Origin of the sequence: Psychrobacter luti (assembly GCF_014192115.1) — a bacterium.
Lineage (GTDB): Bacteria > Pseudomonadota > Gammaproteobacteria > Pseudomonadales > Moraxellaceae > Psychrobacter > Psychrobacter luti.
This window is the reverse complement of the sequence record NZ_JACHXL010000001.1, coordinates 684,540-710,279: the sequence shown is the minus strand read 5'-3', so window position 1 is coordinate 710,279 and position 25,740 is coordinate 684,540. Positions and strand designations below refer to the sequence as shown.

Here is a 25,740-nt window from a genome sequence, read left to right as displayed (position 1 = left end):
GTTGTCTTTAGCTGAATACTTATATTGAGCAATTCATCTTTATATTATTGAAGTTTTTCTATTTCAGGCTTAGATATTGCTCGCCACAAAATGATGAAGAGTGCATCAAAATCTTTGTTTATCGGCGTATGGCTCTGACGCATGATATGCATAAAGCCTAAACGACTAATAAAGCCCATAAATACATCAAAGAGTATGTATAGTGGCACGCTGTCATTTAATACACCACGTTTCTGCCCATCTTCTAATACATCCAAAAAAGCGCCAATCAGCTCTTTATTCTCATAAATAGCGATACTACGAATGCGTGATACCGATATCGAAGACAGTACCAGCACTGCATCTGGATGGCTATCTACAAAATCAAAACACACCCAAAGCGTCTTTCGCAGGCGATCTTTGACACTATCAATCCCTTGTAAGTGATCCATAATTCGCTCAGCCAGCCTGCCGAGCACGATATCCATAATGGTATTAAACAGGGTTTGCTTATCACCAAAGTACTTATAAAGAGTTTGCAATGAAACGTTGGCAGACTTGGCAATTTGCGCCATCGTGACTTCACTAGGATCGAAACCTGCGAACACTTTACGAACTGCTTTTTCAATCTTATCCAAGGTTGCAGGACGCATATCCGCCAACGGTGCCAATTGCTGAGGTGTCGTAATGCTATCTTTTGGGCTAACCTTCGTCATTGTCATCAGCATTTATTCCTATATATTTAGCTTAAGATAGAGTGAATTTCTTTGTCCAACTGATAAAAGTTCAGAGAGGTAATTTTGATTACCATTTTACCTAAATTGATTGAACAAGGCTTTTTGTTAATCTAGTATATCCGTTACGATTTATTATTTATATAGATTTAGGGTTTCAAGATAAAGGGTAATTTAAATTACCATAAATTTTTTATCATACTTAATGAAGCTCTAATTCCACACCATCAACTTAATTATATTTTAATTTATATCAAGGATGAACAGCATGAGTATTGAAGCCTTTGCCTCGAACTGGATGACCGAAGAACACAGCATGGTATATGACAGTGCTTTGAAGATGTTTAAAAGCTGGGAAGATAAAGACGAGCAGTGGCGTGAAAACGGCATGATCGACCGTGAAGCTTGGAACGAGGCAGGCGATATGGGCTTTTTATGTGCGTCAATGCCTGAAGAGTACGGTGGTGGCGGTGGTGATTTCGGTCACGAAGCAGCTATTTTGTTGGCTCAGGCACAGGCTAACCAAGCTGGTTTTGGTGGTATGGTTCACTCAGGTATTGTGGCACCGTATATCTTAAAGCATGGTACTGAAGAGCAGAAACAAGCATGGCTACCTAAACTGGCCACTGGCGAATCTGTTGGCGCTATCGCGATGACAGAACCAACGACAGGCTCTGATTTGCAGGCAATCAAAACCTATGCGGTTAAAGACGGCGACGACTATATCATCAACGGTTCAAAAACATTCATCACGAATGGTCAGCACGCAAACCTTATCGTATTGGCTTGTAAGACAGATCGTGAGCAGGGCGCACAGGGTGTGTCTCTGATTGTCGTCGAAACGGATGGTTTAGAAGGCTTCGAGCGCGGTCGTAACCTTAAAAAGACCGGTCTATCTTCTCAAGATACCTCAGAGCTATTCTTCAGTAATGTCCGTGTCCCACAGAAAAATGTATTGGGCGGTATAGAAGGTCTTGGCTTTATTCAAATGATGCAAGAGTTGCCACAAGAGCGTTTAATCATTGCGTTAAGTGGTTGCGGCGCTATCAAGCTAGCTTTAGAGTTGACACTTGAATATGTAAAAGAGCGTGAAGCCTTTGGAAAGTCAATATGGAAGTTCCAAAACACGCGCTTTAAGCTCGCTGAAGTTCAAGCGGATTACCTAGCTGTAAAAGCATTATGTGATTCTGCTGTTGAAGCGATGATTGCGGGTAAGCTAACCGCACCGCAAGCGTCATTAATCAAGTACTGGGTCACTGAAAAACAGTGTAATGTAATGGATGAGTGTTTACAGTTATTTGGTGGTTACGGTTATATGTCCGAATATCCAATCGCTCGAATGTATGCTGATGCTCGCGTCCAAAAAATCTACGGCGGCACCAATGAGATTATGAAGGAGTTGGCCTCACGCTTTATGTAGTAGCGTTGGGTGAAACCAAGCCGCTGTATGCAAATCACTATATGCACGCCAATATACGAATGTTATTAAGCATTTAATTAAGGAGAATATATTCTCCTCAAAACTTCATTATTTAACAAGTATCCAATGAAATATTAAAGGGATTTATTATGACTGAGACCGCTTATATCTATGATGCCATCCGCACCCCACGTGGCAAAGGGAAAAAAGATGGCTCTTTACATCAAGCCTCTCCCATTTGGCTGACTCGCACGCTACTCAAAGAGATGCAGCAGCGCCATAATTTAGACACCAGTTTGGTTGATGATGTGGTGCTCGGCTGTGTTACACCGGTTGGCGAGCAAGGCTCTGATATTGCGCGTATTGCTGTTATTGATGCTGGCTGGGATCAAAGTGTCGCAGGTGTAACCTTATCACGCTACTGCGCATCAGGTCTTGAGTCTATCAATCTTGCTGCTGCCAAAGTAATGTCTGGTATGGAGGACATGGTTGTAGCTGGCGGTGTTGAGTCAATGAGCCGCGTGCCAATGGGTTCTGATGGCGGCGCTTGGTATATGGATCCCCGTGTCAATGATGCCACAAGTTTTGTCCCACAAGGCGTGGGCGCTGATACCATCGCAACCTTAAAAGGCTTTAGCCGTAAAGACGTTGACGAGTTTGCCACAGAGTCACACAGAAGAGCCGCCGCTGCTTGGGAAAAAGGCTACTACGATAAATCAGTGGTTCCAGTAAAAGATTTAAACGGTTTATTGCTATTAGACAAGGACGAAACCATTCGTCCAAACACTTCAGTAGAGACTTTAGCTGGCCTAAACCCTTCATTTATGATGCCAGGAAAAATGGGTTTTGATAGCGTGATATTAGACAAATACACTACTATTGAAAACGTCAACCACGTACACCACGCTGGTAACTCATCGGGTATTGTTGATGGCGCTGCGATCTGCCTCGTCGGTAGTGCTGCTGCTGGTCAAAAAGCCGGCCTTAAACCTCGTGCCAAAATTACGATGGCATCAGTCATTGGCTCAGAGCCTGCCATTATGCTGACCGGCCCGACACCTGCTTGTAAAAAAGCCTTAGCTAAAGCCGGTATGACTGCTGCTGATATCGATCTTTGGGAGATTAACGAAGCCTTTGCTGCTGTCCCAATGAACACCGCTAGCGACTTTGGTATTTCATTAGATAAAGTCAATGTCAATGGTGGCGCTATTGCGATGGGTCACCCACTTGGTGCGACAGGCGCGATGCTGCTGACCACGGTGCTTGATGAGCTTGAGCGCCGCGATCTGAAGACTGCGATGATTACACTGTGTGTCGGTGGTGGTATGGGTATTGCGACTATCATTGAACGTGTATAAAAACGTTGATAAAACATTTATAAATAGCGGTTTTCAATGACCAATCGTACAGCACAATAAATTAAGAAGGACTGAATATGAGCACTAATAGTGTAGATGCCATCAATGCATTGAATAATTTTTCTGCCGAAGCCGATAACGGTATTATCACGGTTACTATCGATCAAGCAGATCGTAAGATGAATGTCATCGGTGATGGCTTTAATGACGCCTTTGCCAAATTGACTGATGCTTTTGTCAACGACCAAGAAATAAAAGGTTTGATCCTAACGTCTGCCAAATCAACCTTTGTAGTTGGCGCAGATATTGACCAACTGGCCACTATTGAAACTGCTGAGCAAGCGTTTGACTTGGTTGAGGACTTAAAAACTAGCCTGCGTAAACTTGAAACTTCAGGTAAGCCAGTGGTTGCTGCCATTACTGGTACGGCATTGGGTGGTGGTTTAGAGCTGGCTTTGGCCTGTCATTATCGTATCGCCATTGACTCGCCAAAGACCAAACTTGGTCTACCTGAAGTTAAACTAGGTCTATTACCAGGCGGTGGTGGTACTCAGCGTCTGCCACGTTTGGTTGGTATTCAAAAAGCACTTGAGCTGATGACACAAGGCAAAGAGCTTCGCCCGCAGCAAGCGGTTGAAATTGGTCTTATCGATGACGTGGCTCATGACAATGATGAGCTTATCAGTAAGGCAAAAGCGTGGATTAATGAAAATCCAAAAGCGCAGCAGCCATGGGATAAAAAAGGCTTTAAAATCCCAGGCGGTGACAGCAAGCATCCTAAAGTGGTACAAGTGTTTTCAATTGCACCAGCGATGGCATACCAAAAGTCTCACGGCAACTATCCGGCAATCACCCATATCTTATCTAGTGTGTTTGAGGGCTGCTTAACGGATATCGATAACGGTCTTAAAATTGAGTCGCGCTTTTTTGTCGCCTGTGCGCTATCAGACGTGTCTAAAAATATGATCAACACCCTTTGGACGCAGCTAAATAGCATTAAAAAAGGTCAGTCACGCCCAGAAGGGTTTGAGCGGTCCAAAGTGAGTAAAGTCGGCATACTTGGTGCCGGTATGATGGGCGCTGGTATCGCTTACGTTTCAGCCAAAGCGGGTATGGAAGTGGTGCTGTTAGATACGGCTATCGAAGGTGCTGAAAAGGGCAAAAATTATTCTACTAAGCTGCTAGACAAGGCTATTAGCCGTGGTCGTTCGACGGAAGAGAAAAAACAAGCATTATTAGACCTTATCAAAACCACAACGTCTTATGATGATCTAGAAGGCTGTGATTTAATCATTGAAGCGGTATTTGAAGATGTAGATGTTAAAGCAGAATGTACGCGTAAATCTGAAGCCGTTATTCCAGAAACTGCCGTTTATGCTTCTAACACGTCAACCTTGCCTATCACTGAGCTTGCCAAAGCCAGCAAACGTCCAAACCAGTTCATCGGTCTACACTTCTTCTCTCCAGTAGATAAGATGCCGTTGGTTGAGATTATCGTGGGCGAAGAAACGGACGATGCAACGCTAGCCAAAGGCTTTGACTATGTCGGTCAAATTGCTAAGACGCCTATCGTTGTCAATGACAGCCGCGGCTTCTACACCTCTCGCGTCTTTGGTACTTACGTATCAGAGGGCATTGCTATGCTAGGCGAAGGTATTCATCCTCGTAGTATTGAAGTGGCAGGTATGAAATCTGGTATGCCGATGCCGCCGCTCGCATTGCAAGATGAAGTCTCACTAAGTCTGTCACTACACGTGATGGAGCAAACTAAAAAGGCATTAGAAGCAGAAGGTAAAACCTTTACACCGCATCCTGCCATGCCCGTGGTAGAAAAAATGGTCAAAGAGCTAGGCCGTGAAGGTAAAAAGGTTGCTAAAGGCTTCTATGACTATCCGCAAAATGGTGAAAAGCATCTATGGCCTGAGCTCACTGAACTGTACCCAACGACCGATGAGCAGCCGTCTCAGCAAGACTTGGTAGACCGCCTACTTTACGTGCAAGCCAATGAGACCGCGAAGTGCTTCGAGGAAAACGTCGTACGTACCGTGGCCGATGCCAACGTCGGTTCAATCTTCGGTTGGGGTTTTGCACCAAACCAAGGTGGTACCTTACAGTTCATCAACTCAGTAGGTGTCGATAAATTTGTAGAGCGTAGTCGTGAGCTTGCGAGCAAATACGGTGAGCGTTTTGCGCCTGCACAAATCCTAGTAGAGATGGCCCAAAAAGGCGAGGAGTTTGTAGATGGTTAATCAAGCTGATGCTATGAAAGACTGCCTGCAGGGGCTGCGCGTCGTTGATTTGACGCGCAACCTACCAGGGCCTTTTGCGACTAGGCTGCTTGCAGACTTGGGCGCGGATATTATTAAGATTGAACCGCTTAATGGTGATCCAGCCCGCGCTTTTGGCGAGCTGTTTACCGCATTGAACCATGGTAAAGAGACTCAAAAAGTTGATTTCCGTGATCCAGCAGGTATTGAAGCTATCAAAGCGCATCTTAAAGATGCTGACGTGATGCTCGATAGCTTTCGTCCTGAGGTGCTTGAGGGCATGGGACTGGATGCTAAGACCCTGCATGCTCTCAATCCAAAGCTGGTCATGGTATCTATTACTGGTTATGGCGTAGCTGATAGCGATAACATCACTCATAACTGGGCTAAGAAAGCGGGTCATGATATCAATTTTATGGCGATGAGTGGCGTGCTTGACCAGTTGAAAACGGCAGATGGTGATCAAGCAATGCCTAATATCCAGTTTGCAGATTTGGCAGGCGGCAGTGACACGGCGGTGATTGCTCTTTTGGCCGCTGTGTTTTCAGCGCAGCGTACTGGAAAAGGTCGTCACGTTGCGGTCAGTATGACCCACAGCTTGTATCAGCATCTGGTCATGCCAAAAGCGACTGGTAAGTTGGTTGCGAGCTTCTCTGGTAAAAACCCAAAGCCACAACATGACTTCTTAGGTGGTTTATTGCCTTGTTATCGGTTGTACAAAACCGCAGATAGTCGTCATATGGCGGTCGGCTCTTTGGAGTTAAAGTTTTGGCAAGGACTATGTGAAGTATTAGAGCTGCCGGAGCTTAAGACTAAGCATTGGCAAATGGGCGTTATGCCTAATACCAAGGACAGTCAAGAGGCAGCACAAGTGGTTGCTGATACCTTTGCCAGCCATGATCTTGCTCATTGGCAGCAGGTTTTTGAATCCGCCGATGTTTGCGTCACACCAGTGCTAACCTTAGAAGAGGCCAAAGCACATCCTTTATTTGCTCACCAAGATGAGCATAGTGCGACACCGGGCTGGCAGTAAGATGATGAATTTGAAGTAACGTTATTATCAGTTAATCAAATATTCCCTTAGTCCTCACCAATGAGCTAATAAAACCATGGAGGGTTTTTATGAATAAGTTTTGGACCGAGAAGTATCCTGAGGGTGTCGCCAAAGAGCTGCCTTATGTTGACCAATCCTTGAATGATTTTTTTGATGACGTATTGGTTAAATTTGCGCCGCGCAAGTTCATGACCAACATGGGCGTCTCTTATACCTATCAGCAGGTTGATCAAATTGCTACAAGCATCGCCGCTTGGATTCAAAATCTGGGTCTCCCAGCAGGTAGTAGCGTTGGGGTGATGATGCCTAATGTTAATCAATACTTGCCTATCGTCATTGGCACTCTACGCGCGGGCATGGTGTTGACTTTAATTAATCCACTATACACTTCACGTGAGCTCAAGCATCAACTCAACGACGCTGATGCAAAGCTGCTGTTTATACTAGAGCCTTTTTGTCATAGCTTAGACCCTATCATAGATAAAACGCCTGTCGAGACGGTCGTGGTCAGTGCTATTGGCGATATGTTGGGTACAGCCAAGGGGACTGTGGTCAATCTGGCAGCAAAATATATCAAAAAGGCCGTGCCTAAGTATGACTTGTCTGGCTGTACTAACTGTACAGAGGTGAGCTTTAAAACGGTGCTACAAAAAGGCGGGCAATTGAGATATACAAGGCCCGAAATCAAGCCTGATGATCTTGCTATGATTCAATATACGGGTGGTACGACGGGTATGGCTAAGGGTATCTTAATTAGCCATCACAATGTCGTCTACGGTACTAAGCAATATAGCGAGTGGTTTAAACCGCTGAAGTATACGGATAACGATGGACAGCTGACATCAGTGATTGCTTTACCGATGTATCATATTTTTGCTTTTATCATCTCTTTACTTGGACTGCGTACGGGTCAGCACTTGCTGCTGGTTACCAACCCACGTGATATCAATGCCTTTGTTAAGCTCCTTGCAAAAGAAGAATTCCATCTGCTGCCAGCGGTAAATACCTTGTTCCAGGCGCTACTCAATCATCCCAAATTCAAAGATTTGGACTTCTCTAACCTTAAACTGTCACTAGCTGGTGGTATGGCGGCCACGCCTGAGATGGCACGTAAGTGGCTAGATACCACGGGTGTCACGATCATCGAAGGTTGGGGGATGTCTGAGACTTTAGGCGTAGGTACTGCTAATCCACTGACCAATAAAAACTTTACAGGTACCATCGGTATGCCAGTGCCAGGTGTCGAGATAGTCATTTTAGACGATGATGAAAATAAGCTGGAAATCGGTGAAGTAGGCGAGATTGCTATTAAGGGTATGAACGTCATCAAAGGCTATCATAACCTTGATAACAGCAAATTTTTCACTGAAGATGGCTATCTGAAGACAGGTGATGTGGGCTCTATCGATGCAGAAGGCTACGTCAAGCTGTTAGATAGAAAAAAAGATATGATTATCGTTAGCGGCTTTAATGTATATCCTAATGAAGTTGAAGGCGTGGTCGAGATGCACCCTAAAGTTAAAGAGTGCTCAGTAGTGGGTGTCGATGATGAGCAACAAGGTCAAGCGGTCAAGTTGTATGTCGTCACTGATGACAAAAGCTTGAAAAAAGAGGAGCTGATTGAGTTTTGTAAAAAGAACTTATCGGGCTATAAATGCCCACGCCATGTGGAGTTTATCGATGAGCTGCCTAAATCAACAGTGGGCAAAATATTGCGTCACGAGCTTAGAAAACAAGCTGCTGAAGCTTGACTGCTCTGAAAATGAATATTCAAAGGGTTTGTCAGTTTTATTAACGGCTGCCTTTTTATTTACAAGTCAGCTTTTATCAATGAGACTTTTTATAAGAATATTGAGAGTCGTAAACTGTTGATTAACAATGGACGCTAATCGTTCGACTCTTCATGGAGGAAGTACAATGTCGAAATTTAAGATTACCTCGCCGTTGTTAAATCAGAATAGGATTGTCTTAAATGCTTCAAAAGGCAATACCATAGACTAGGTAAATCTTTTATAGTATAGCGATGACTCTTATATGCTTGAGGTAGGGTTGGGTAAACGTCTTACGCCAGCGCTAGCAATATCAGGATCAATTGGTCGGGATAGTGGTGCGGGCAATCCAGTATCGCTATTAGGACCTACCGAAGGATACTATAGCGTTGGTCTTGGGGCTAAATATAATTTGACTCCTGAATGGGCAGTATCTGCCGGTGTTAAATATTTGATGTTAGGTGATGCAGAGGGACTTTTGGCGGCTAGTGGCACAAAAATTGATAAGTTTGAAGACAATGATGCCTATTTATTTGGTATGAAGCTGTCTTATGCAGCTAAGTAGCCTAGCGATGGAGCATAATGCCTAGACGGTCTCACTTATTCTTATATTACCATTACCCTTAAAATGGGATAAAAACGCCTCACTACTCCAACAGGAGTGGTGAGGCGTTTTGTTAATCGTAATATAGTCAGTTCTAAATACAATCAGTACAAATGTTATAATGCGCTACTGGGTTTAGTGTATTGTAAGCCCACAATATGAACGGAAGTTAAGTATGAAAAAACAAAAAATAAAATATCGAAAAATAAGAGGCATTAACCGCCGCAAGCGCGCTATTGAGAAATGGGGTTCACGCAATAAAGTATTGGACATCAAAAATTTAAAACAGATGCATCGAGATTACGTCAAGTTTTGGGTGAGTCCTTGGACTGACTTTAGTCTCATCAATAGCGTCTATCCTGAGCCAACTGGTGAGCTTAAATCCTTACTTATTGCCAATCTAATGAGTATTTATGACTTATGGGATAAGGCTTTAAAACAACTAGAGCAACCTTATGATTTGCAAACATGGCTATTTGAAGGGGCTATCAGCCGCTCACAAGTGACATGTACTATCAATGAGCCGATGGATTTTACGAATGTTTTTGAGCCAGTAGAGGAGCAACCTAACGAAGGTATCAAAAGCTCAAACCATTACAACGATGACACGGCTGAGGTATTAGACCGTTACGACTGGACGCTGCACAAATATATTCAGGCGTATGACTTAGCCGACCCTTGGGATGTTGAATATATCGAGAGTGTAGATAACCAGCAACTATTAAGAACACAAACCATCGGGCAAAAAGAGTATCAAATGATCGAGATTGATAAAGTATGGTTGTTGCTTGAGCAAAAGTAGAGGACTCATTGATAAACTCCAATACTAACTAACACCAAGATATTCTTAAATCTGGCAAACCCCCATAAAAAAAGGCTTGCCGCATCGCTGCGAACAAGCCTGATTCAATATATGGTGGGCCCAGTAGGACTTGAACCTACGACCAAAGGATTATGAGTCCTCTGCTCTAACCAACTGAGCTATGGGCCCTAACGTTAGACGCACAATGATACCTGATTTTTCTAGATTTTCAAGTAAAAGATAGGAACTAATACAGATATTTTTATGCAGTGCTGTTTTCTATCAAATATGACCGCCAGCCAATGTCAGGCTGCGACCGCCATCTACCGTAATTATCTCACCAGTCACGTAACTGGCCTGCGCGAGATAAAGCACACTATGTGCAATTTCAGTAGGCTTGCCTATCCGCTGCATAGGGATAGAATCGATGATGCTTTTTTGCTGCTGTTGATCTAGGGCTTGGTCGCTATCAGCCTCAGGTAAGATGTTTACCCCAGGAGCGACACCATTAACGCGTATATCAGGCGCCATATCAAGCGCCAGAGATTGCACCATCATCCTGTGTGCCGCCTTTGCCATATTGTAGACCGTATAATTAGCAAAAGGTTTATCATGTGCATGAATGTCAAGCAGACTAATAATACAGCCTTGCTGACTTTTTATATAAGGGTATAGCGCTTGGCTTAATAACAAAGGTGCTTTGGCATTGGTTAAAAATAACTCATCCCATTGTTCAATATTGATATGACCAAGCGGACTTGGATAAAAGCGTGAGGCATTGTGTACTAGGACATCGAGCTGCCCAAAAGCCCGCATGATATTGCGAGTAAATTGCTGTAGCGTCTCACTATTATTAACAACCGCCAAATCTGCAAGAACAACGGCCGCACTATCAGCACGACTGTTATTCAGCGCATCGGCTAGGGCATTGGCTTCTTGTTTACTATGGTGACAATGGATAATGACACGGTAGCCTTGCTCATGGGCAGCACGAACAATAGCCGCACCAATACGCTTGGCGCCACCGGTTACTAGCATGACTGGCGCTGAGGCATTAGTATCTTTTGGCTGGTTTAATCCAAACTCTTGGTTCATATTAAAGGTGCTTTTATAATCTAAAATGCATGTTTAAGAAGCTTTTTTAAGATAATTATTAAAGGTGCTTAGCTAAGATGATAAGTTATTACTAGGCATGTTGTGATTCTAAGTGTTCTATTCTCGCTTGTCGCAGCGCCGCACCAATCGCTGGACCTTTGAGATTTTGGTCAATATCATTCATGCCGATTGCATGAAAGCTGCCTAATGCCAACATCATTTGTCGATGCTGTATGGCGAGTTTTAATACATGGCTAGTGACCAAGAGCTGTGAGAGTTTTTCCGGCGTTTTATGGGCGCTACAAGCTTGGATAAGATCAATTTTCTCGGCGGCGCTAAGTTGGTCTATGATGCTAAGATTTTTTGCTTGCTGCACAAATAAAGTGGCAAATTGGGTCTGTGCTTTTGGTACCTTTACGCTGTTTCCTATATCATTAATACCTTTAACAGCAGTTGCTATGTTATTTGAACTCAAGTCTGTAGGTTTTAAAGCAAATAAATCTGTGTTCAGACTGGCCATTAATAACGCCCAACGCTGTGATAAGTTTAATTGCATTTGACCGGCGAAATACAGCGCGGTTTGTGCAATCTCTCTTATTTGACCGTATTGAGAATGGCTCCAAACTTGATGTAGTGGGGCAAAATACTCTGTTAGCGCCCCAATCTCAAAAAGCTGCTGCCAATATACCTGCGGCGACACTTGCATTATGGCACGGCTCGATTCTTGCCAAATACGTTCACTACTTAAATGCGCAAGCTCTCCTGAGCTGACCAATTGGCGCATTAGTAGCAAAGTTTCATCGGCGATACTAAAGCCCAGGTCATAGTATCGTCCATAAAAGCGCGCAGTTCGCAGCACCCGTAAAGGGTCTTCGCTAAAAGCGCTTGAGACATGACGTAGGGTTTTACTTTTAATGTCATCCAATCCGCCATAGTAGTCAACCACTTCACCATTGATGGGCGTGTCATCGGTAAGGCTCTTGACTTCAATCGCCATGGCATTGACGGTTAAATCACGACGTTGCAAGTCTTCATGCAATGTGACATCAGGGCTGGCATGTACACTAAAGCCTTGATAGCCTAGGCCTTGTTTGCGCTCCGTACGTGCTAGGGCATATTCTTCACGGCTAATAGGATGCAAAAATACCGGAAAGTCTGCGCCCACTTGTTGAAATCCTGCCGCTAGCATATCTGCGACAGTCGCGCCGACGACGACAAAGTCCTTATCTTTGATAGGACGACCTAACAGTTGGTCACGGACAGCACCGCCGACGAGGTACACTTGCATAATAGTCTCTTTTTTATCTAGTATTTACTAAATCATTTTGCAAAAAAAACCAGTCAACACTCGATTAGGAGCATTAACTGGTTTTAGTATAGCAGACGGTTTCTATAAATAACTAACAGAAGGCCGTCTTAGTAAGGCGTGCATACACTGTATAAACGACTACTGCTGCTGCTGTTCACTTTCTAGGTCTTGAGCTTCAGTAACTGCAAGCGCCGTCATATTAACCACACGGCGTGCCGTTGCTGATGGTGTTAGAATATGTACAGGCTTATTAGCTCCTAGCAAGATAGGACCGATAGAAGCACTGCTGGTCGCTGTTTTGAGTAGGTTGAAAGCAATGTTTGCTGAATCAAGCGTTGGCAAGATAAGCAAGTTTGCTGAGCCTTTTAGATTGCTTGATGGCAAGTCATTGGCACGGATATGCTCATCAAGTGCTGCATCACCTTGCATTTCACCATCAAATTCAAAGTCGACATTCATCTCTGTCAGCAGCTGATGCACCTTACGCATTTTTACCGCGCTGGCACGGTCTGATGTACCGAAGTTTGAATGCGAAACCAACGCCACACGTGGAGTGATACTAAAGCGACGTAACTGATCGGCAGCTAATACCGTCATCTCAGCCAATTGCTCAGCAGTTGGGTCTTCATGGATATAAGTGTCGGCGATAAAGATATTGCGATCTTGCATAAGCACAGCATTCATCGCATAAAAATCACTGACGCCTTCTTTTTTGCCAATGACTCTGCTGACGTATTTTAGATGGAGCTGATAGTAGCTGAATGTGCCACAAATCATACCATCGGCATCGCCATTTTCAACCAGTAGGGCGCCGATTAAAGAGGTCTTACGACGGACATCACGGCGAGCAAGTTCAATGCTGACGCCATTACGTTTGTTTTTCTCGTAATAGCCCTGCCAGTAGTCTTTATAGCGTGGATCATCATCTTGATTGATAATAGTGATGTTTTCACCATCTTTTAGGCGTAGTGCTAGCTTTTCAATGTTCTTTTCGATGACGGCAGGACGACCAACCAAGATTGGATAAGCCAACTGCTCATCGACCACTACTTGTACCGCTAACAAGACATTGCTGTCCTCGCCTTCACAGTACACGATACGTTTAGGATCGGCTTTCGCGCGGGCAAAGATAGGCTTCATGACAAACGCTGAGTTATAAACAAACTCAGACAAGCGTTGACGATACGCTTTCATGTCTGAGATAGGTAGTGTTGCAACACCAGAATCCATCGCCGCTTTAGCAACAGCAGAAGCGATTTCGATGATTAAGTTTGGCTCCAAAGGTCCTGGAATCAAATATTCGCGTCCAAAGCTTGGCGTGCTTTCAACGTTTTTCACATTGCTCATTGGCGTGGCTTCAACATGCGCCATGGCGGCAATTGCTTTTACGCAAGCAATTTTCATCTCTTCGTTAACGGTCGTTGCGCCAACATCTAATGCACCGCGGAAGATATAAGGGAAGCATAGCGCGTTGTTTACTTGGTTAGGATAATCTGAGCGACCCGTTGCCATGATGACGTCTGGACGTACCGCATGGGCCAATTCTGGCATAATCTCAGGCGTTGGGTTGGCAAGGGCAAAGACGATAGGGTCTTTTGCCATGCGGCGAACCATGTCTTCGGTCAATGTACCAGGCATAGATAGCCCTAAGAACATATCGACATCATCCATTACTTCTTCGATGGTAGATGCAGTGGTATCACGGGCATAACGCTGCTTAGTCTCATCAAGATTTTCACGACTGGTAGTAATAATACCGCGTGAGTCTGATACCAAAATGTTGTTTTTATCAACACCAAGCGCACAGATGATATCCAAGCAAGAGATAGCCGCGGCGCCAGCACCTGAACAGACTACTTTAATCTCTTCGATTTTTTTGCCAGTGATGAGCAAAGCGTTTAGCATCGCTGCGGCAACAATGATTGACGTACCATGTTGGTCATCGTGGAATACTGGAATGTTCATACGTTTACGCAATTCGCGCTCGATTTTGAAACATTCTGGTGCTTTGATGTCTTCTAGGTTAATACCACCAAAAGTAGGCTCTAAAGACGCAACCGCTTCGATGAACTTGTCTGGATCGTTTTGAGCAATTTCAATATCAAAAACGTCGATACCTGCGAATTTTTTGAATAGAACCCCTTTACCTTCCATCACAGGCTTGGATGCCAATGGACCAATATTCCCTAAACCAAGTACCGCAGTACCGTTGGTAATCACACCGACCAAGTTGCTACGAGCGGTATATTTAGCTGCTAAAGCTGGATCTCTTTGAATCTCAAGACAAGGTACGGCGACACCTGGTGAATAGGCGAGCGCCAAATCACGTTGGTTGGCCAGTTGCTTGATAGGCGTCACTGAGATTTTACCTGGGCGTGGAAACTCATGGTAATGTAAGGCAGCTTGTTCGAACTGCTCTTTTTCCGTAGTAGGGGTATCCGTATTCAAAGTGATATCGTCATTCATAATAATTGCCATGGTTGGGATAATTGGAATAAAGTAAATGGTGATAAAAACTAACGCCTATACCTCAAAAATCATAAAATATGACCATCAAGGTACATTTATACTAAAAGAGTCGCCATTGGCAACTAGACATCAGAGTAAAAACAGCAATCGTGCAAAAATAGCTATTCTAGCATTATTGGTATTTCACTGCCTAGTCAGCTAGGCTGAACAGTGTGAGCAATATAATAAAATGATATTCATTATTTCACTGGTTGATGATGACAAATAATAGGGCAAAATATCAACCCCAATTGCATCATGTTTCAAAATATTACAGAATAGAAGTTTACTAGCATTTTATTAAGAAGAGCAACTAATCGGCATTTGTGGCGCATGCGGAGCAGGGGGCAGGGTATCAAGGTCGGTGGCGATGTCTTGCACCCTATAAGGGGTCGCAAGCAATTCAAAGACTCGATTTAACTCATCAAACTGTCCTTGTTCCGCTGCCGTGATAACGCGCTGCGCCATACTATTGCGTAGCACATAAACTGGATTACTGCTGCGCATCTCATCAATAGACGTCTCGCTAGATAACGGCTCTAGCGCTGCCAAATATCGTGTTGACCAATTTTGCCAGACGTTTAGCGCCTCATTATTAAACTCAGCAGTCATTATTGCAAGCAGCTGCTGCTCATAAGGATGCTCGTTTGGCGCGACCAAACCCAATAGCGCGCGGAAACTATTAGTATAGTCGAGTAAATTATCTTCTAGTAATGTCAACCATTCAAAGGCAAGGGTTAAACTCTCTTTGGCATGCGGTAATCCAAGCTTACGGCACAGTCCTTGCTGATAATGCTGCATAAAGATCGCTTCATACGGCGCTAGGCAATCAGCCAAGGTATCGCGCGTGACACCTTCTAGGCGCATAAAGTGCGGTAGCCAAATATTTAAGTTCCAATGGCCGATAGCAGGTTGGTTTTGGTAAGCATAACGTCCGGTATGGTCGGAGTGATTGTTAATCCAAGCAGGATTAAAACGTTGCATAAAGCCAAACGGACCAAAGTCTAAGGTGCTGCCAGTAATAGATAAGTTGTCGGTATTCATCACTCCATGGGCAAAACCAATCAGCTGCCAATCAGCAATCATACGCGCGGTACGCTCAACCACGGCTTGTAAAAAAGCTAAGACTGGCGTTTCACTATCATGGCACTCTGGATAGTAAGTATCAATCATATAATCGGTAAATTCGCCAAGCAGGTCAGGCGCAAAGCTTGCAATCCACTCAACATGACCGAAGCGAATGTGACTGTCAGCGACGCGCATCAATGCCGCTCCAGCTTCCATACGCTCGCGGCGCACTTTGGTATCAGAAACCACAAAGCCTAAAGCATTGGACGAGGGGATGCCAAGTTGGGTCAGCGCATGGCCACATAAATATTCGCGAATGGTACTACGCAGCACTGCGCGACCATCACCCATCCGTGAGTAAGGGGTCAGACCAATACCCTTTAGGTGTAAATCTTGCAATTGGTCATTATTACCCAGTACTTGCGCCATGAGTAAACCGCGTCCATCACCCAATTGTCCCGCCCATTGCCCGAACTGATGACCGGCATAGGCCATCGACAGCGGCTGAAACTGCGCTGGCACGTATTGACCACCCAATATCTCAACCCAACGCGCCATCAAATCTTTATCATCAAGCCAGCCCAATTGCTCGGCAACTTGCATATTAAAATGACCGGCACGAGGATTGTCTAGCGGTGTCGGCTGTTGCTCATGATAAAGGCGAGTGTCTAATTTGACATAAGTATTCTGATAGCGCATAGCTGCCGTTCCAATATAGGGGAGTAGATTAGTAAGGTACTAGATATAGATTTGTAGCTGTATAAATATAGACGCAAATAGTGAGTGCTGATATTTATAAACTCACTATAACATAGCCTTAATAATACCGCGTTTCACTCTGTCCATCTCTTGTAATTAGTCCGCAAATCACTACCATAAAAAACCCCCTATCTTTACAGATAGAGGGCAGGAGAGACTGACAATAAAGCAATTAAATCAGTAATCTTTATAAATACTTAAGCGGCTTTTGGGCTTTGACCGATAGAGCGAAACGCATTCTTTAGATTGCTATTATGAGCCAGTATCTTTTGCTCAACTTTGGCATAGTCCTGTTTTAGCGTTTCTTCAACTTCATGCAAGCGATCAGCAAATTCAGTCTTTTTCAGCTCAATGGTTTTGGCTTTTAGCGCTTGCCATTCTTCGACCGTTTGCGTAAAGGCATCGTATTCAAACTTGATGCGATCTTGGAAGCTCTTCATCGCATGAGGAATATCAAGTCCGTTTGCGGTGGCATTATCAATCTGCTGTTGGGCTTTTTTGAACTGCATTTGCACTTCAGCATGCTTGATGGTGGTGTCGTCAACCGTACGCAATTCACTCGTTAAACCAAGTTTAGATAGGCCAACAATCAACCATTTAGTTGGGTCATATTGCCACCATTTTACGCCATTACGATAGTCGTATTGGAAGAAGTGATGGTAGTTATGATAACCCTCACCCCACGTAAAGATAGCAAGGAAGAAGTTATCACGCGCACTATTGGTATCGGTATAAGGACGCGTACCAAACATGTGACATAGCGAGTTGATAAAGAAGGTAAAGTGATGGGTCAATACCAAACGCAGTAGACCTGCCAATATTAACGTACCCCAAACATCACCGATTAACCAGCCAACCGCAGCGACCATCGCAACGTTGGTCGCCAATACCCATAAACCATAATATTTGTGCTGAATCTGCAGCACTTTATCTTTGGTTAAATCAGGAATATTTTTATAGTCAAAGCGACCGCTAGGATAATTGCGTAGCATCCAACCGATATGGCTAAAGAAAAACCCGCGCTGTGCTGAATAAGGGTCTTCTATACGATCATCAACATGACGGTGATGCGTACGGTGACCCGACACCCAGTCAAAGGCTGAGCCTTGAACCGCAAGTGTTGAGCCTAGCAATAGGAAGTTTTTTACCAAAGGATGAGCTTTATACGCACGGTGCGACAGTAGGCGGTGATAGCCTGCGGTAATACTAATACCTGTCCAAACCATAAAGGCACCGAATACCCCCCAAACGGGCGCACTAACCTGATGAGTCATCAAGTACCACGGCGTAATGACTGCAGCAGCAATAGGCGTGGCAATAAGGAAAATCGCTGGTACCAAGTTAATCGGCGATTTTTGAAATTCGAGCTCCAGAGGATCGATGCCTTCATCGTTGCTTGCTGCATTGACATTTTTATAGCCGCTGGTGGTCGCAAACTGCGTATCGGCAGCGTCGTCAGTTTTGCTTTTGCTAGTATCAAGCCACGTCTTTACGCGTAGTGCTTGAGTGCCAGCGTGCTGTATAAGCGTATCACCCGACTTCATGGCCAAACGTAAGCCCTTAAGTGGTAAGCCTATTACTTTTTTAGCAATCATGTAATATTCCTAACGGTATTAATTTTAAACCCCATATTACCTGAAAATAAGGATAAAGTGAACAGTTATACACTAGAAAAATATTGCTAAATAACAATAACTTGTATGATTTATGGGAAGTATTATTGTAAATAAGCCATGATTTATCAGCAATTGGGTAAAAGTGTAAGTAGCAAGGCAAATATGTAGGGCATTAAACCTTGATAGTCACTAATCTAAGGCTAGCCCTAAAATGGGCGGGTATTAGAAGAGGGGTTAGAACTATATGGATGGCAAAGGTTGTACGAGAATAAATAACCAGTTCATTATATGAATAAATAGCTTATGAGAGAAAGTATGTTGGATAGTCAGTAATGATGACATCGACTTGCCACGCGATCAGTTGTGCAATCGTGTTGCTGTCATTGACTGTCCACGCGCTCACAGGCAAGTTACAGCGATGACAGTGCTCAATGACTGCTTGATTAAGCAATGGATAGTGAATACCCAGTTGCACACAGCCAAGTTGCCGCGCAGTATTGGTTGCTGTTATTAAGGTTTCAGGCGTCCGAATCAATAAACCACGCGGTATATGTTGCAACAGCTTATTGCGTTGCAGTCCTGCATGCAGCTCGACATCAAAGCTGGTCAAAACAATAGGTAAGCTGGCAAGAGGACTGTCGATTAGTTCCGTCATCAAAGCCTTGATTAGCTTGCGGTAATCTGTGCGCTCATGAGTCTTAATCTCAAGCTCTATATAACCAAAGCCTTCTAGTGCAATTGCTATATGCGCTAACGGCGTAATTTTATGGCCAGATTGCTTATGGTCCAATTGCGAGTAGCGCTCAATTTCAGCAAGACTTAGCTGATCGATACGTGATTGCTGTCCGCACAGTCGTTGTAAATTGTCATCGTGAAAGACAATCAAATGACCATCCGCAGTCAGCTGCACATCGAATTCTACGCCAGCTAAGCCCGCCGTTTGTAGATTCTGCGCAAGCTTAAAACCTGCTACGGTATTTTCTAATGCTTCACCGCGCGCGCCGCGATGCCCTAATAAAAGCGTGTTTTTAAAATTTATCATTATCAATAACTATCAAATATTTTACCGACATCATATCGCCTCTGCGAAACTCGGTCTAATAAAATATTTACCTGATAGCAGATTCGTCAGATATATTAGATGCGCCGAAAACTTACGCCATTATTTCCCTATGTGTTTGTTGCGTTTTTGCAACCAAACCTCGATTTTGGCCCTAATGTTAGGCGTTATTTGTATATCAGCAGGCTACACTGCTGACCATTTAATTCAAACACCGTATAATAATGTGGTTTTCAAAACTTGCATGATGACTGTCAGTTGTTACGATTCTAACGTGACGTTTTCAGTGTGAGTCTTTGAATGTTAAACAATGTCCATCAGTGGCGGTACGAATCAGTAAATTGGAGCAAAGTAAACATGAGTGTAGCAAATAAGAGTTTGAGCAAATGGTATAAGGTTGCTGGTATTAGCATCGCATGCAGTTTAGCGCTTGCTGGCTGCGACCGTTCAGAAAAAGAAAATACGACGGAAGCGGCAGAGCTAACCGAAGAAACAGCTGTTAGTGAGAACGCTGCTGCTACTGCGGTCAGCTGTGATGACCCGATGGTACAAGATCGTCTCAAATCTGCTTTAAAAAATACGCTCAATCAACAAGGACAAACGCTGGCTGCAAGCTACGCCAACGATGCTGAGATTGGTTTAAACGGCGGGGCTGTCACTGAGAAAACTGATGGTATCGTCATCGACGTACAAAATGCGGCGATTTTACAAGCAGCCAATGCCAATGGTATGACAACGTGTCAAGCGAGCGTGAGTATGACCTTGCCAAGTGAAGATTTATATCAAGCGAGTCAACTCCAAGCGGCCAACAATCAGCCAAGCTTGCAGTCTCGTTTAGCCAATGACAATATCCGTATCAATAACAACATGCTTGTTGATGATGCCTTTACTTATGTCGTTGGTACGCAAGGTGGTCAAGTACGTACGCGTATCGCAGGCCAGCCGGCATTGATTACAGTCGTATCAGAAGTGGTGGCAGGCTCAGTCTTTCAATCTGTGCTAGAAGAGCAGCGTGCTCAGCGCGCTGCCCAGCAGGCTGAACGTCGCCGTCAAGCTCCTCAAAACAACAGCGATAGCCAACCGCGTCAGCCAAGACAGGTAACGCCAGCAACCCCTGTGCGCCCAACTCAACCTGCTACGCCGCCAGCTGTGAAGCAAAGTAATCAAGATAGCAGCAGTCAAACTAGTAGTAGCAATACTCAGAACAGTCAAAGCAGTAATCCACCCGCCACAACGCCTAGTACGTCAGCGCCTGCGACCCCAGCCGCACCTAAATCAGTACCTAAAGACGAAAGTATCGACATGGTGATTATTGAAGATAAAGAAGCGACGTATTAAGCGATAAAGTGTCAGTAGCAATTTTTCAACTAACGATGCTTACTACGCAAGCTTATTATCTTAAATAAAAAAACGCCCGCAACTATCATAAGTTACGGGCGTTTTGCTTGCTAGATTTAGTCTATAGCTGACAAGGTAGTGGTAAGGCTTACGCTATTTATTATCAGAAAATTTCTGTAGTACTTGACTGTCCCACAGCACTTCAGAAACTTGCTCGGGATCCGTGCAGAAACGGGCGGCAACAAACAGCCAATCAGATAAGCGATTGATAAAGCTGACTGCTGTTGGACGAATCGCTTGTGGGCGCTGTTGTTGCAATAATACTGCTTGACGCTCAGCGCGGCGGCAGACCGTACGTGCCACATGCAGTTGACTGACAAGCACTGAGCCTGTCGGTAAGATAAAATCTTTCAGCGCAGGCAAGGTGCTATTCATCGCGTCAATTTGCTGTTCTAACCAGTCGATATGGACGGCGTTCACGCCTTCATATTCTGGCATGGCAAGCTCGCCACCGATATTAAATAGCAAATGCTGAATAATCACTAACGCTTGCGCAAAATCGGTTTCTTTTATTGTATCAGTCGATGTTTGCGTCAATTGTGCGCGGATTAAACCTATGTGTGAGTTGAGTTCATCGACGTCACCCATCACGCTAAATAGATTGTCTGCTTTACTGACACGGCTGCCATCTGCCATGCCAGTGGTACCGTCATCTCCAGTACGTGTATATATCTTGCTTAAACGATTGCCCATGTTTGCATCCTTAGCGGTCAGTGTTTCTTATCAGTGCGAGTCTTAGTTGTGTGCTCATTGTAGTATTTTACGAGCATTTTCGCTAAGATAATGGGTTAAGTTTTATATTGCTGTGCTCTTCAGGGTAATAATCACGTTGAAATCTTTTATAGATAGACTTTTTTATGACCACAGAATGCAGTATTGATATGCTCGTTTATTTCTTATACTTTTAATCAAAAGGCTTTTCTACTATGACCACACCTCTTGCAGACGCTATGTCTCAGCTTGCTATTTACGACTCACTTACTGGGCGCAAGCAGTCATTCAAGCCGCTTGTTGCTGGCAAAGTTGGCATGTACGTGTGCGGGATGACGGTCTATGATTATTGTCATATTGGTCATGCGCGGATGATGGTTGCCTTTGATATGGCAGTACGCTGGCTTAAGCAATTGGGTTATGACGTTAATTATGTGCGAAATATCACCGATATTGATGACAAAATTATCACCCGCGCTGCCGAAAACGGCGAAGAGATTGGCGCACTAACCCAGCGTTTTATTGCAGCGATGCATGAAGATTTTTCTGAGCTTGGTTGCTTATCGCCTGATGCTGAGCCGCGCGCGACCGACCATATCGATGAGATGCAACAGATGATTGGCAATTTGGTCAGCAATGATTACGCTTATGCGGGCGATAATGGTGACGTCTATTATGCGGTCGATAGCTTCCCTGATTATGGCAAACTATCCAAACGCAATTTAGACGATATGCAAGCGGGCTCGCGCGTTGATGTCGAAAATGACAAGCGCAATCCGTTTGACTTTGTGTTGTGGAAAGCGGCAAAACCTGGTGAGCCACAATGGGCATCGCCATGGGGTCAAGGGCGTCCAGGCTGGCATATTGAGTGTTCGGCGATGTCGACCAAATGCCTTGGCAATACTTTTGATATTCATGGTGGTGGTCATGATTTACAGTTCCCGCATCATGAAAATGAGATAGCGCAATCTGAAGCAGCGACCGGCTGCGAGTACGCACGTAATTGGATGCACGTTGGCTTTATTAATGTCGACGGCGAAAAGATGTCCAAATCTTTGGGTAACTTTGCCACCATTCGTGACGTCATCAAGCATTTCCATCCTGAAACGCTGCGCTTTTTCTTATTATCAAGCCATTACCGCAGCCAAGTAAACTTCTCCGATAGCGCCTTAAATGAAGCACATAATAGCCTAAGCAGACTTTATCAAGCTTTAAAAGCGGCTGAGCAACAAAAAGGACAAGAACTTGTCATTAATGATGAGCTGATAACAGCTGCTTATAGTAGTGCGGCGGGACAAGATTTTATCAAAGCTATGAATGATGACTTTAATAGCTCAACGGCAATCAGTGTGTTATTTGGGCTGGCGCGTGATATCAATAAAGCGGTCAAAGCTGAAGACGTAGAGGACGCATGGCAGTTGGCGCAGCAGTTAAAAGCCTTGGCGCAGACATTAAATATACTACAGCTGCCAGTACAGCAGTTTCTACAAGCGGTCATCGGCGAGGCGCAAGTAGACGGTTTAACCGATGCAGCTATTGATGGATTAATCATCGAGCGTGCAGATGCCAAAACCAATAAAAACTTCGCCCGTGCTGACGAGATACGTGAGCAATTAAAGAATGCCGGTATTGAACTTGAAGACAGCCGCGCAGGTACGACTTGGCGCCGTGCTTAAAGCAATTTCCTTATATAACCAATTGTATTGATTAACAGTTTGCCCATAAATTAAGTCAGCTTAGCGCTGGCTTTTTTTTGTCCAGTGCATTAGCTTAAGCTTATATTCACCCTTAATAGTTAATAACTAATTTTACTAATCAGCCCAGAAGCTTATCGTATGAAATATTCTCTTCAATCTTTGATTGCCAAAAATATCCAATCTCAAAATACGAGCGATATTGGTGATGCTGATGTTGTGGATTTAGAGGCTTGTGAAAAAGTCGAGAGTCTAAATACTATTACGGCTAAGCGTCGATCAGCTGTGAAGCATTTAAGTGTCTGTCATTTTATTCTTATTATGTGTGTTATTACCCTAAGCATTGTTTGTCTGCCCGCTGATGCTGCCAGCACTGATAATACCGCGCTTGAGAATTCAGCGAGCAGTTCAGCTACAAGCAATAAAAACGAGGCAACTGCGCCAGTCACTGCCGCGCCAGAGAATATCGTTGATTATGCAGTGCAAAGGATTGATAAGCTAAAAAGAGAAGGGGTTAGCGTTTCTGCTATTGCCGAAGAAATGATTAGTCCGCTTGAGAAAAAAACCGTGCAGCAAGCGGGGGTGTTACAAGGTGATTCTGGTCTGACGGGTGACTATAACGAAGGTTATTATGCATTAAATACTCTCAATGCAGGCTTACCGCCCTTATCTGAGCCACCAAATTTATCGACACCACTGGCCACATTAGAGTTTTTTCAATCAGCAGTCATGAAGCAGCAGTATGACTTAGCGGCTTATGCGCTCAACATGAACTTGATTGATGAGAAACGACAAAGCAGTCAAGCACTGGACCTTGCTAAGCAACTTGATTTTTTATTGGTAGAGAAGAAGTTATATGTATTTGATAAGCTGCCAGATCGTCCAGATGGGTTGATAGAGCCGCCGCTTGGTAGCACGAATAGCATCCAAGGCATTCCTAGGCGCTCGATTCAATTAGGCTATATCGACTATCGCGAACGCCGTGTACCGATACATCTCGAACGCGTTCGCCTCGAAGATAGCGCACCTTTTTGGGTGTTTTCTGCGCAGACGGTAGCCAATATCGATAAGCTATACGAGCAATATCAGCCCGCAAAGTTTGAGCGTTATTTGCCTGATTGGACCAAATTAAAGATTTTTGGTATTGCCATTTGGGAGTTTATAGCGTTATTCATGTTTTTCTCTTTTACCATGGGCGCCGGTTGGCTATTAAGTAAAGCGGCCGGTAAACTCCTAAATTGGTATGTTTTGGATAAAGAAGGCAACCGACTCGCTACCGTTCATCACAACGGGGTAGAAGATTTAGTTAATAAGCTGACCGTGCCGTTGACTTTTACCATCAGTTTTTCGTCTGTCTATACATTGGTATCAGGTGGCTTTCCTTATTTGGATGCAGTGGCCTCATCGACACGTCCTATTATTTGGCTAGGTCTAGTATTTAGTGCCATGTGGCTTGGGATTCGAGCGATTAACTTTTTTGCCAATCGCTATAAAGATTTGCAAATCGAAAACTTAAGCGAAGAGCAGTTCGATAAAGGTCGCCGCCGTCGTACCTATATGTCTATCTTTCGCCGCGTCTTTATCTTTGTCATGATTTTGGGCGGTATTTGGATAGGGCTGAGTGAGTTTACCAATATCGATGGTTTGGGTAAGACGCTACTCACTTCAGCGGGAATTGCGGGCGCGGTGATAGGTATTGCCGCCCAGCCCATTTTGGGTAATATCATCGCAGGGATGCAGGTCGCCATTACCCAGCCTGTGCGTATCGGTGACACGGTGATGATGGAAGGTGAGTGGTGTACGATTGAGGATTTAGGTTACACCTATGCGGTACTCAAAACGTGGGATGAACGCCGCTTGATTGTGCCCATGCGGCATTTTATAACTGAGATTGTTGAAAACTGGTCGCATACCGAATCGCATCAAACGTCAGTGATTTATTTACATGTCGATTATGGCGCTGATATTGACGCCATTCGACAGAAATACATCGAGTTGGTAAAAGACAATGCGCTATGGGACGGTGAAACTGAGCCTGAAATGTTTACCGTCTCAGTATCAGAAAGCAACATTAAGCTGCGCTGTAGCCAAGCTGCTAATAGCCCTATTGATGCATGGACGCTTGAATGTGAAGTACGTGAGCAGATGCTGAGCTATTTATATAGCGAACAAAAAGAGTATTTGCCGGCTGAGCGTTTAATTGTTAGGGCGGGTGATGATTGAGTTATTTCTAATAAAGGCTTAACGTTAACATTCTGGTCAATAACAATACTATTTGATTATATGTTGAGCTTCTTAAAGAGTGGTCTTATAAATAAGCATTGATGATTAGTTACTATTACGGTTGTAGCAAAATAAGCTGACAAATATGTTATGCGAAGGCTTGCCTTATTTGTTATAATATGGCGTTATTTTTAAGGGATAATTCAGTTATTAAGCATCGTTAATCAGACTTTAGGATGTTTAGAGGCGCTGTATTGGCAAATCTACTTACCCAATCGTTTTATTACCGCTGATAAATAGATAACGTGCCGA

General features: G+C 44.1%; 18 protein-coding genes and 1 tRNA gene. 10 read left to right on the top strand and 9 right to left on the bottom strand.

From position 1 onward, the window contains the following. Positions 1-44: 44 nt before the first annotated feature. Complete coding sequence (locus tag FHS24_RS02790) at positions 45-701, bottom strand: TetR/AcrR family transcriptional regulator (protein ID WP_227671703.1); 657 nt, start codon at positions 699-701, stop codon at positions 45-47. A 280-nt stretch (positions 702-981) separates the two neighbouring features. Here FHS24_RS02790 and FHS24_RS02785 point away from each other — a divergent pair, with 280 nt between their 5' ends. The 7 genes from FHS24_RS02785 to FHS24_RS02755 all read left to right on the top strand — a co-directional run bounded on the left by FHS24_RS02785 (position 982) and on the right by FHS24_RS02755 (position 9,987). Beyond that, entirely contained in the window at positions 982-2,133 is a 1,152-nt protein-coding gene (locus FHS24_RS02785) for an acyl-CoA dehydrogenase family protein (protein ID WP_183618503.1), read from the top strand. 149 nt (positions 2,134-2,282) lie between these two features. Further along, the gene (locus FHS24_RS02780) at positions 2,283-3,491 is read left to right on the top strand and encodes an acetyl-CoA C-acetyltransferase (RefSeq protein ID WP_183618501.1); all 1,209 of its coding nucleotides are present in this window, start codon (positions 2,283-2,285) and stop codon (positions 3,489-3,491) included. A 77-nt stretch (positions 3,492-3,568) separates the two neighbouring features. Continuing rightward, entirely contained in the window at positions 3,569-5,740 is a 2,172-nt protein-coding gene (locus tag FHS24_RS02775; RefSeq protein ID WP_183618500.1) for a 3-hydroxyacyl-CoA dehydrogenase NAD-binding domain-containing protein, read from the top strand. After that, complete coding sequence (locus FHS24_RS02770; RefSeq protein WP_183618499.1) at positions 5,733-6,791, top strand: CaiB/BaiF CoA transferase family protein; 1,059 nt, start codon at positions 5,733-5,735, stop codon at positions 6,789-6,791. The genes FHS24_RS02775 and FHS24_RS02770 overlap by 8 nt, the downstream gene beginning before the upstream one ends. 89 nt (positions 6,792-6,880) lie before the next feature. Beyond that, a complete protein-coding gene (locus tag FHS24_RS02765) occupies positions 6,881-8,563 on the top strand; it encodes an AMP-binding protein (protein WP_183618498.1) in 1,683 nt (560 codons plus the stop codon). Between the two features lie 283 nt (positions 8,564-8,846). After that, positions 8,847-9,146 (top strand): hypothetical protein, encoded by a 300-nt coding sequence (locus tag FHS24_RS02760; RefSeq protein WP_183618497.1) that lies wholly within the window; start codon positions 8,847-8,849, stop codon positions 9,144-9,146. Positions 9,147-9,360: 214 nt separating this feature from the next. Next, positions 9,361-9,987, top strand: coding sequence for a hypothetical protein (locus tag FHS24_RS02755; RefSeq protein ID WP_183618496.1), 627 nt, complete (start codon positions 9,361-9,363; stop codon positions 9,985-9,987). Between the two features lie 112 nt (positions 9,988-10,099). Here FHS24_RS02755 and FHS24_RS02750 read toward each other — a convergent pair. The 7 genes from FHS24_RS02750 to FHS24_RS02720 all read right to left on the bottom strand — a co-directional run bounded on the left by FHS24_RS02750 (position 10,100) and on the right by FHS24_RS02720 (position 19,384). Further along, a tRNA-Ile gene (locus FHS24_RS02750) sits at positions 10,100-10,176 on the bottom strand. A gap of 93 nt (positions 10,177-10,269) precedes the next feature. Next, on the bottom strand, positions 10,270-11,082 hold the full coding sequence (locus tag FHS24_RS02745; RefSeq protein ID WP_183618495.1) for a pteridine reductase: 813 nt from the start codon (positions 11,080-11,082) through the stop codon (positions 10,270-10,272). Between the two features lie 91 nt (positions 11,083-11,173). Beyond that, entirely contained in the window at positions 11,174-12,370 is a 1,197-nt protein-coding gene (locus tag FHS24_RS02740) for a tRNA nucleotidyltransferase (RefSeq protein ID WP_183618493.1), read from the bottom strand. 159 nt (positions 12,371-12,529) lie between these two features. Then, positions 12,530-14,857, bottom strand: coding sequence for an NADP-dependent malic enzyme (locus FHS24_RS02735; RefSeq protein ID WP_183618492.1), 2,328 nt, complete (start codon positions 14,855-14,857; stop codon positions 12,530-12,532). Between the two features lie 342 nt (positions 14,858-15,199). Then, the gene (locus FHS24_RS02730) at positions 15,200-16,666 is read right to left on the bottom strand and encodes a protein adenylyltransferase SelO (RefSeq protein ID WP_183618491.1); all 1,467 of its coding nucleotides are present in this window, start codon (positions 16,664-16,666) and stop codon (positions 15,200-15,202) included. Positions 16,667-16,923: 257 nt separating this feature from the next. Continuing rightward, the gene (locus tag FHS24_RS02725; RefSeq protein WP_406947774.1) at positions 16,924-18,099 is read right to left on the bottom strand and encodes an acyl-CoA desaturase; all 1,176 of its coding nucleotides are present in this window, start codon (positions 18,097-18,099) and stop codon (positions 16,924-16,926) included. A gap of 544 nt (positions 18,100-18,643) precedes the next feature. Further along, entirely contained in the window at positions 18,644-19,384 is a 741-nt protein-coding gene (locus FHS24_RS02720; protein ID WP_183618490.1) for a glycerophosphodiester phosphodiesterase, read from the bottom strand. A 375-nt stretch (positions 19,385-19,759) separates the two neighbouring features. Between FHS24_RS02720 and FHS24_RS02715 the strand changes: the two genes are divergently transcribed. Continuing rightward, complete coding sequence (locus tag FHS24_RS02715) at positions 19,760-20,740, top strand: hypothetical protein (protein WP_183618489.1); 981 nt, start codon at positions 19,760-19,762, stop codon at positions 20,738-20,740. Positions 20,741-20,893: 153 nt separating this feature from the next. Here FHS24_RS02715 and FHS24_RS02710 read toward each other — a convergent pair whose 3' ends face one another. Continuing rightward, entirely contained in the window at positions 20,894-21,493 is a 600-nt protein-coding gene (locus tag FHS24_RS02710; protein WP_183618488.1) for a cob(I)yrinic acid a,c-diamide adenosyltransferase, read from the bottom strand. 233 nt (positions 21,494-21,726) lie between these two features. Between FHS24_RS02710 and cysS the strand changes: the two genes are divergently transcribed. After that, entirely contained in the window at positions 21,727-23,187 is a 1,461-nt protein-coding gene (cysS, locus tag FHS24_RS02705; protein WP_183618487.1) for a cysteine--tRNA ligase, read from the top strand. A 159-nt stretch (positions 23,188-23,346) separates the two neighbouring features. Further along, positions 23,347-25,428, top strand: a complete 2,082-nt coding sequence (locus FHS24_RS02700; RefSeq protein ID WP_227671701.1) for a mechanosensitive ion channel family protein — start codon at positions 23,347-23,349, stop codon at positions 25,426-25,428. The last annotated feature ends 312 nt before the right edge of the window (positions 25,429-25,740 follow it).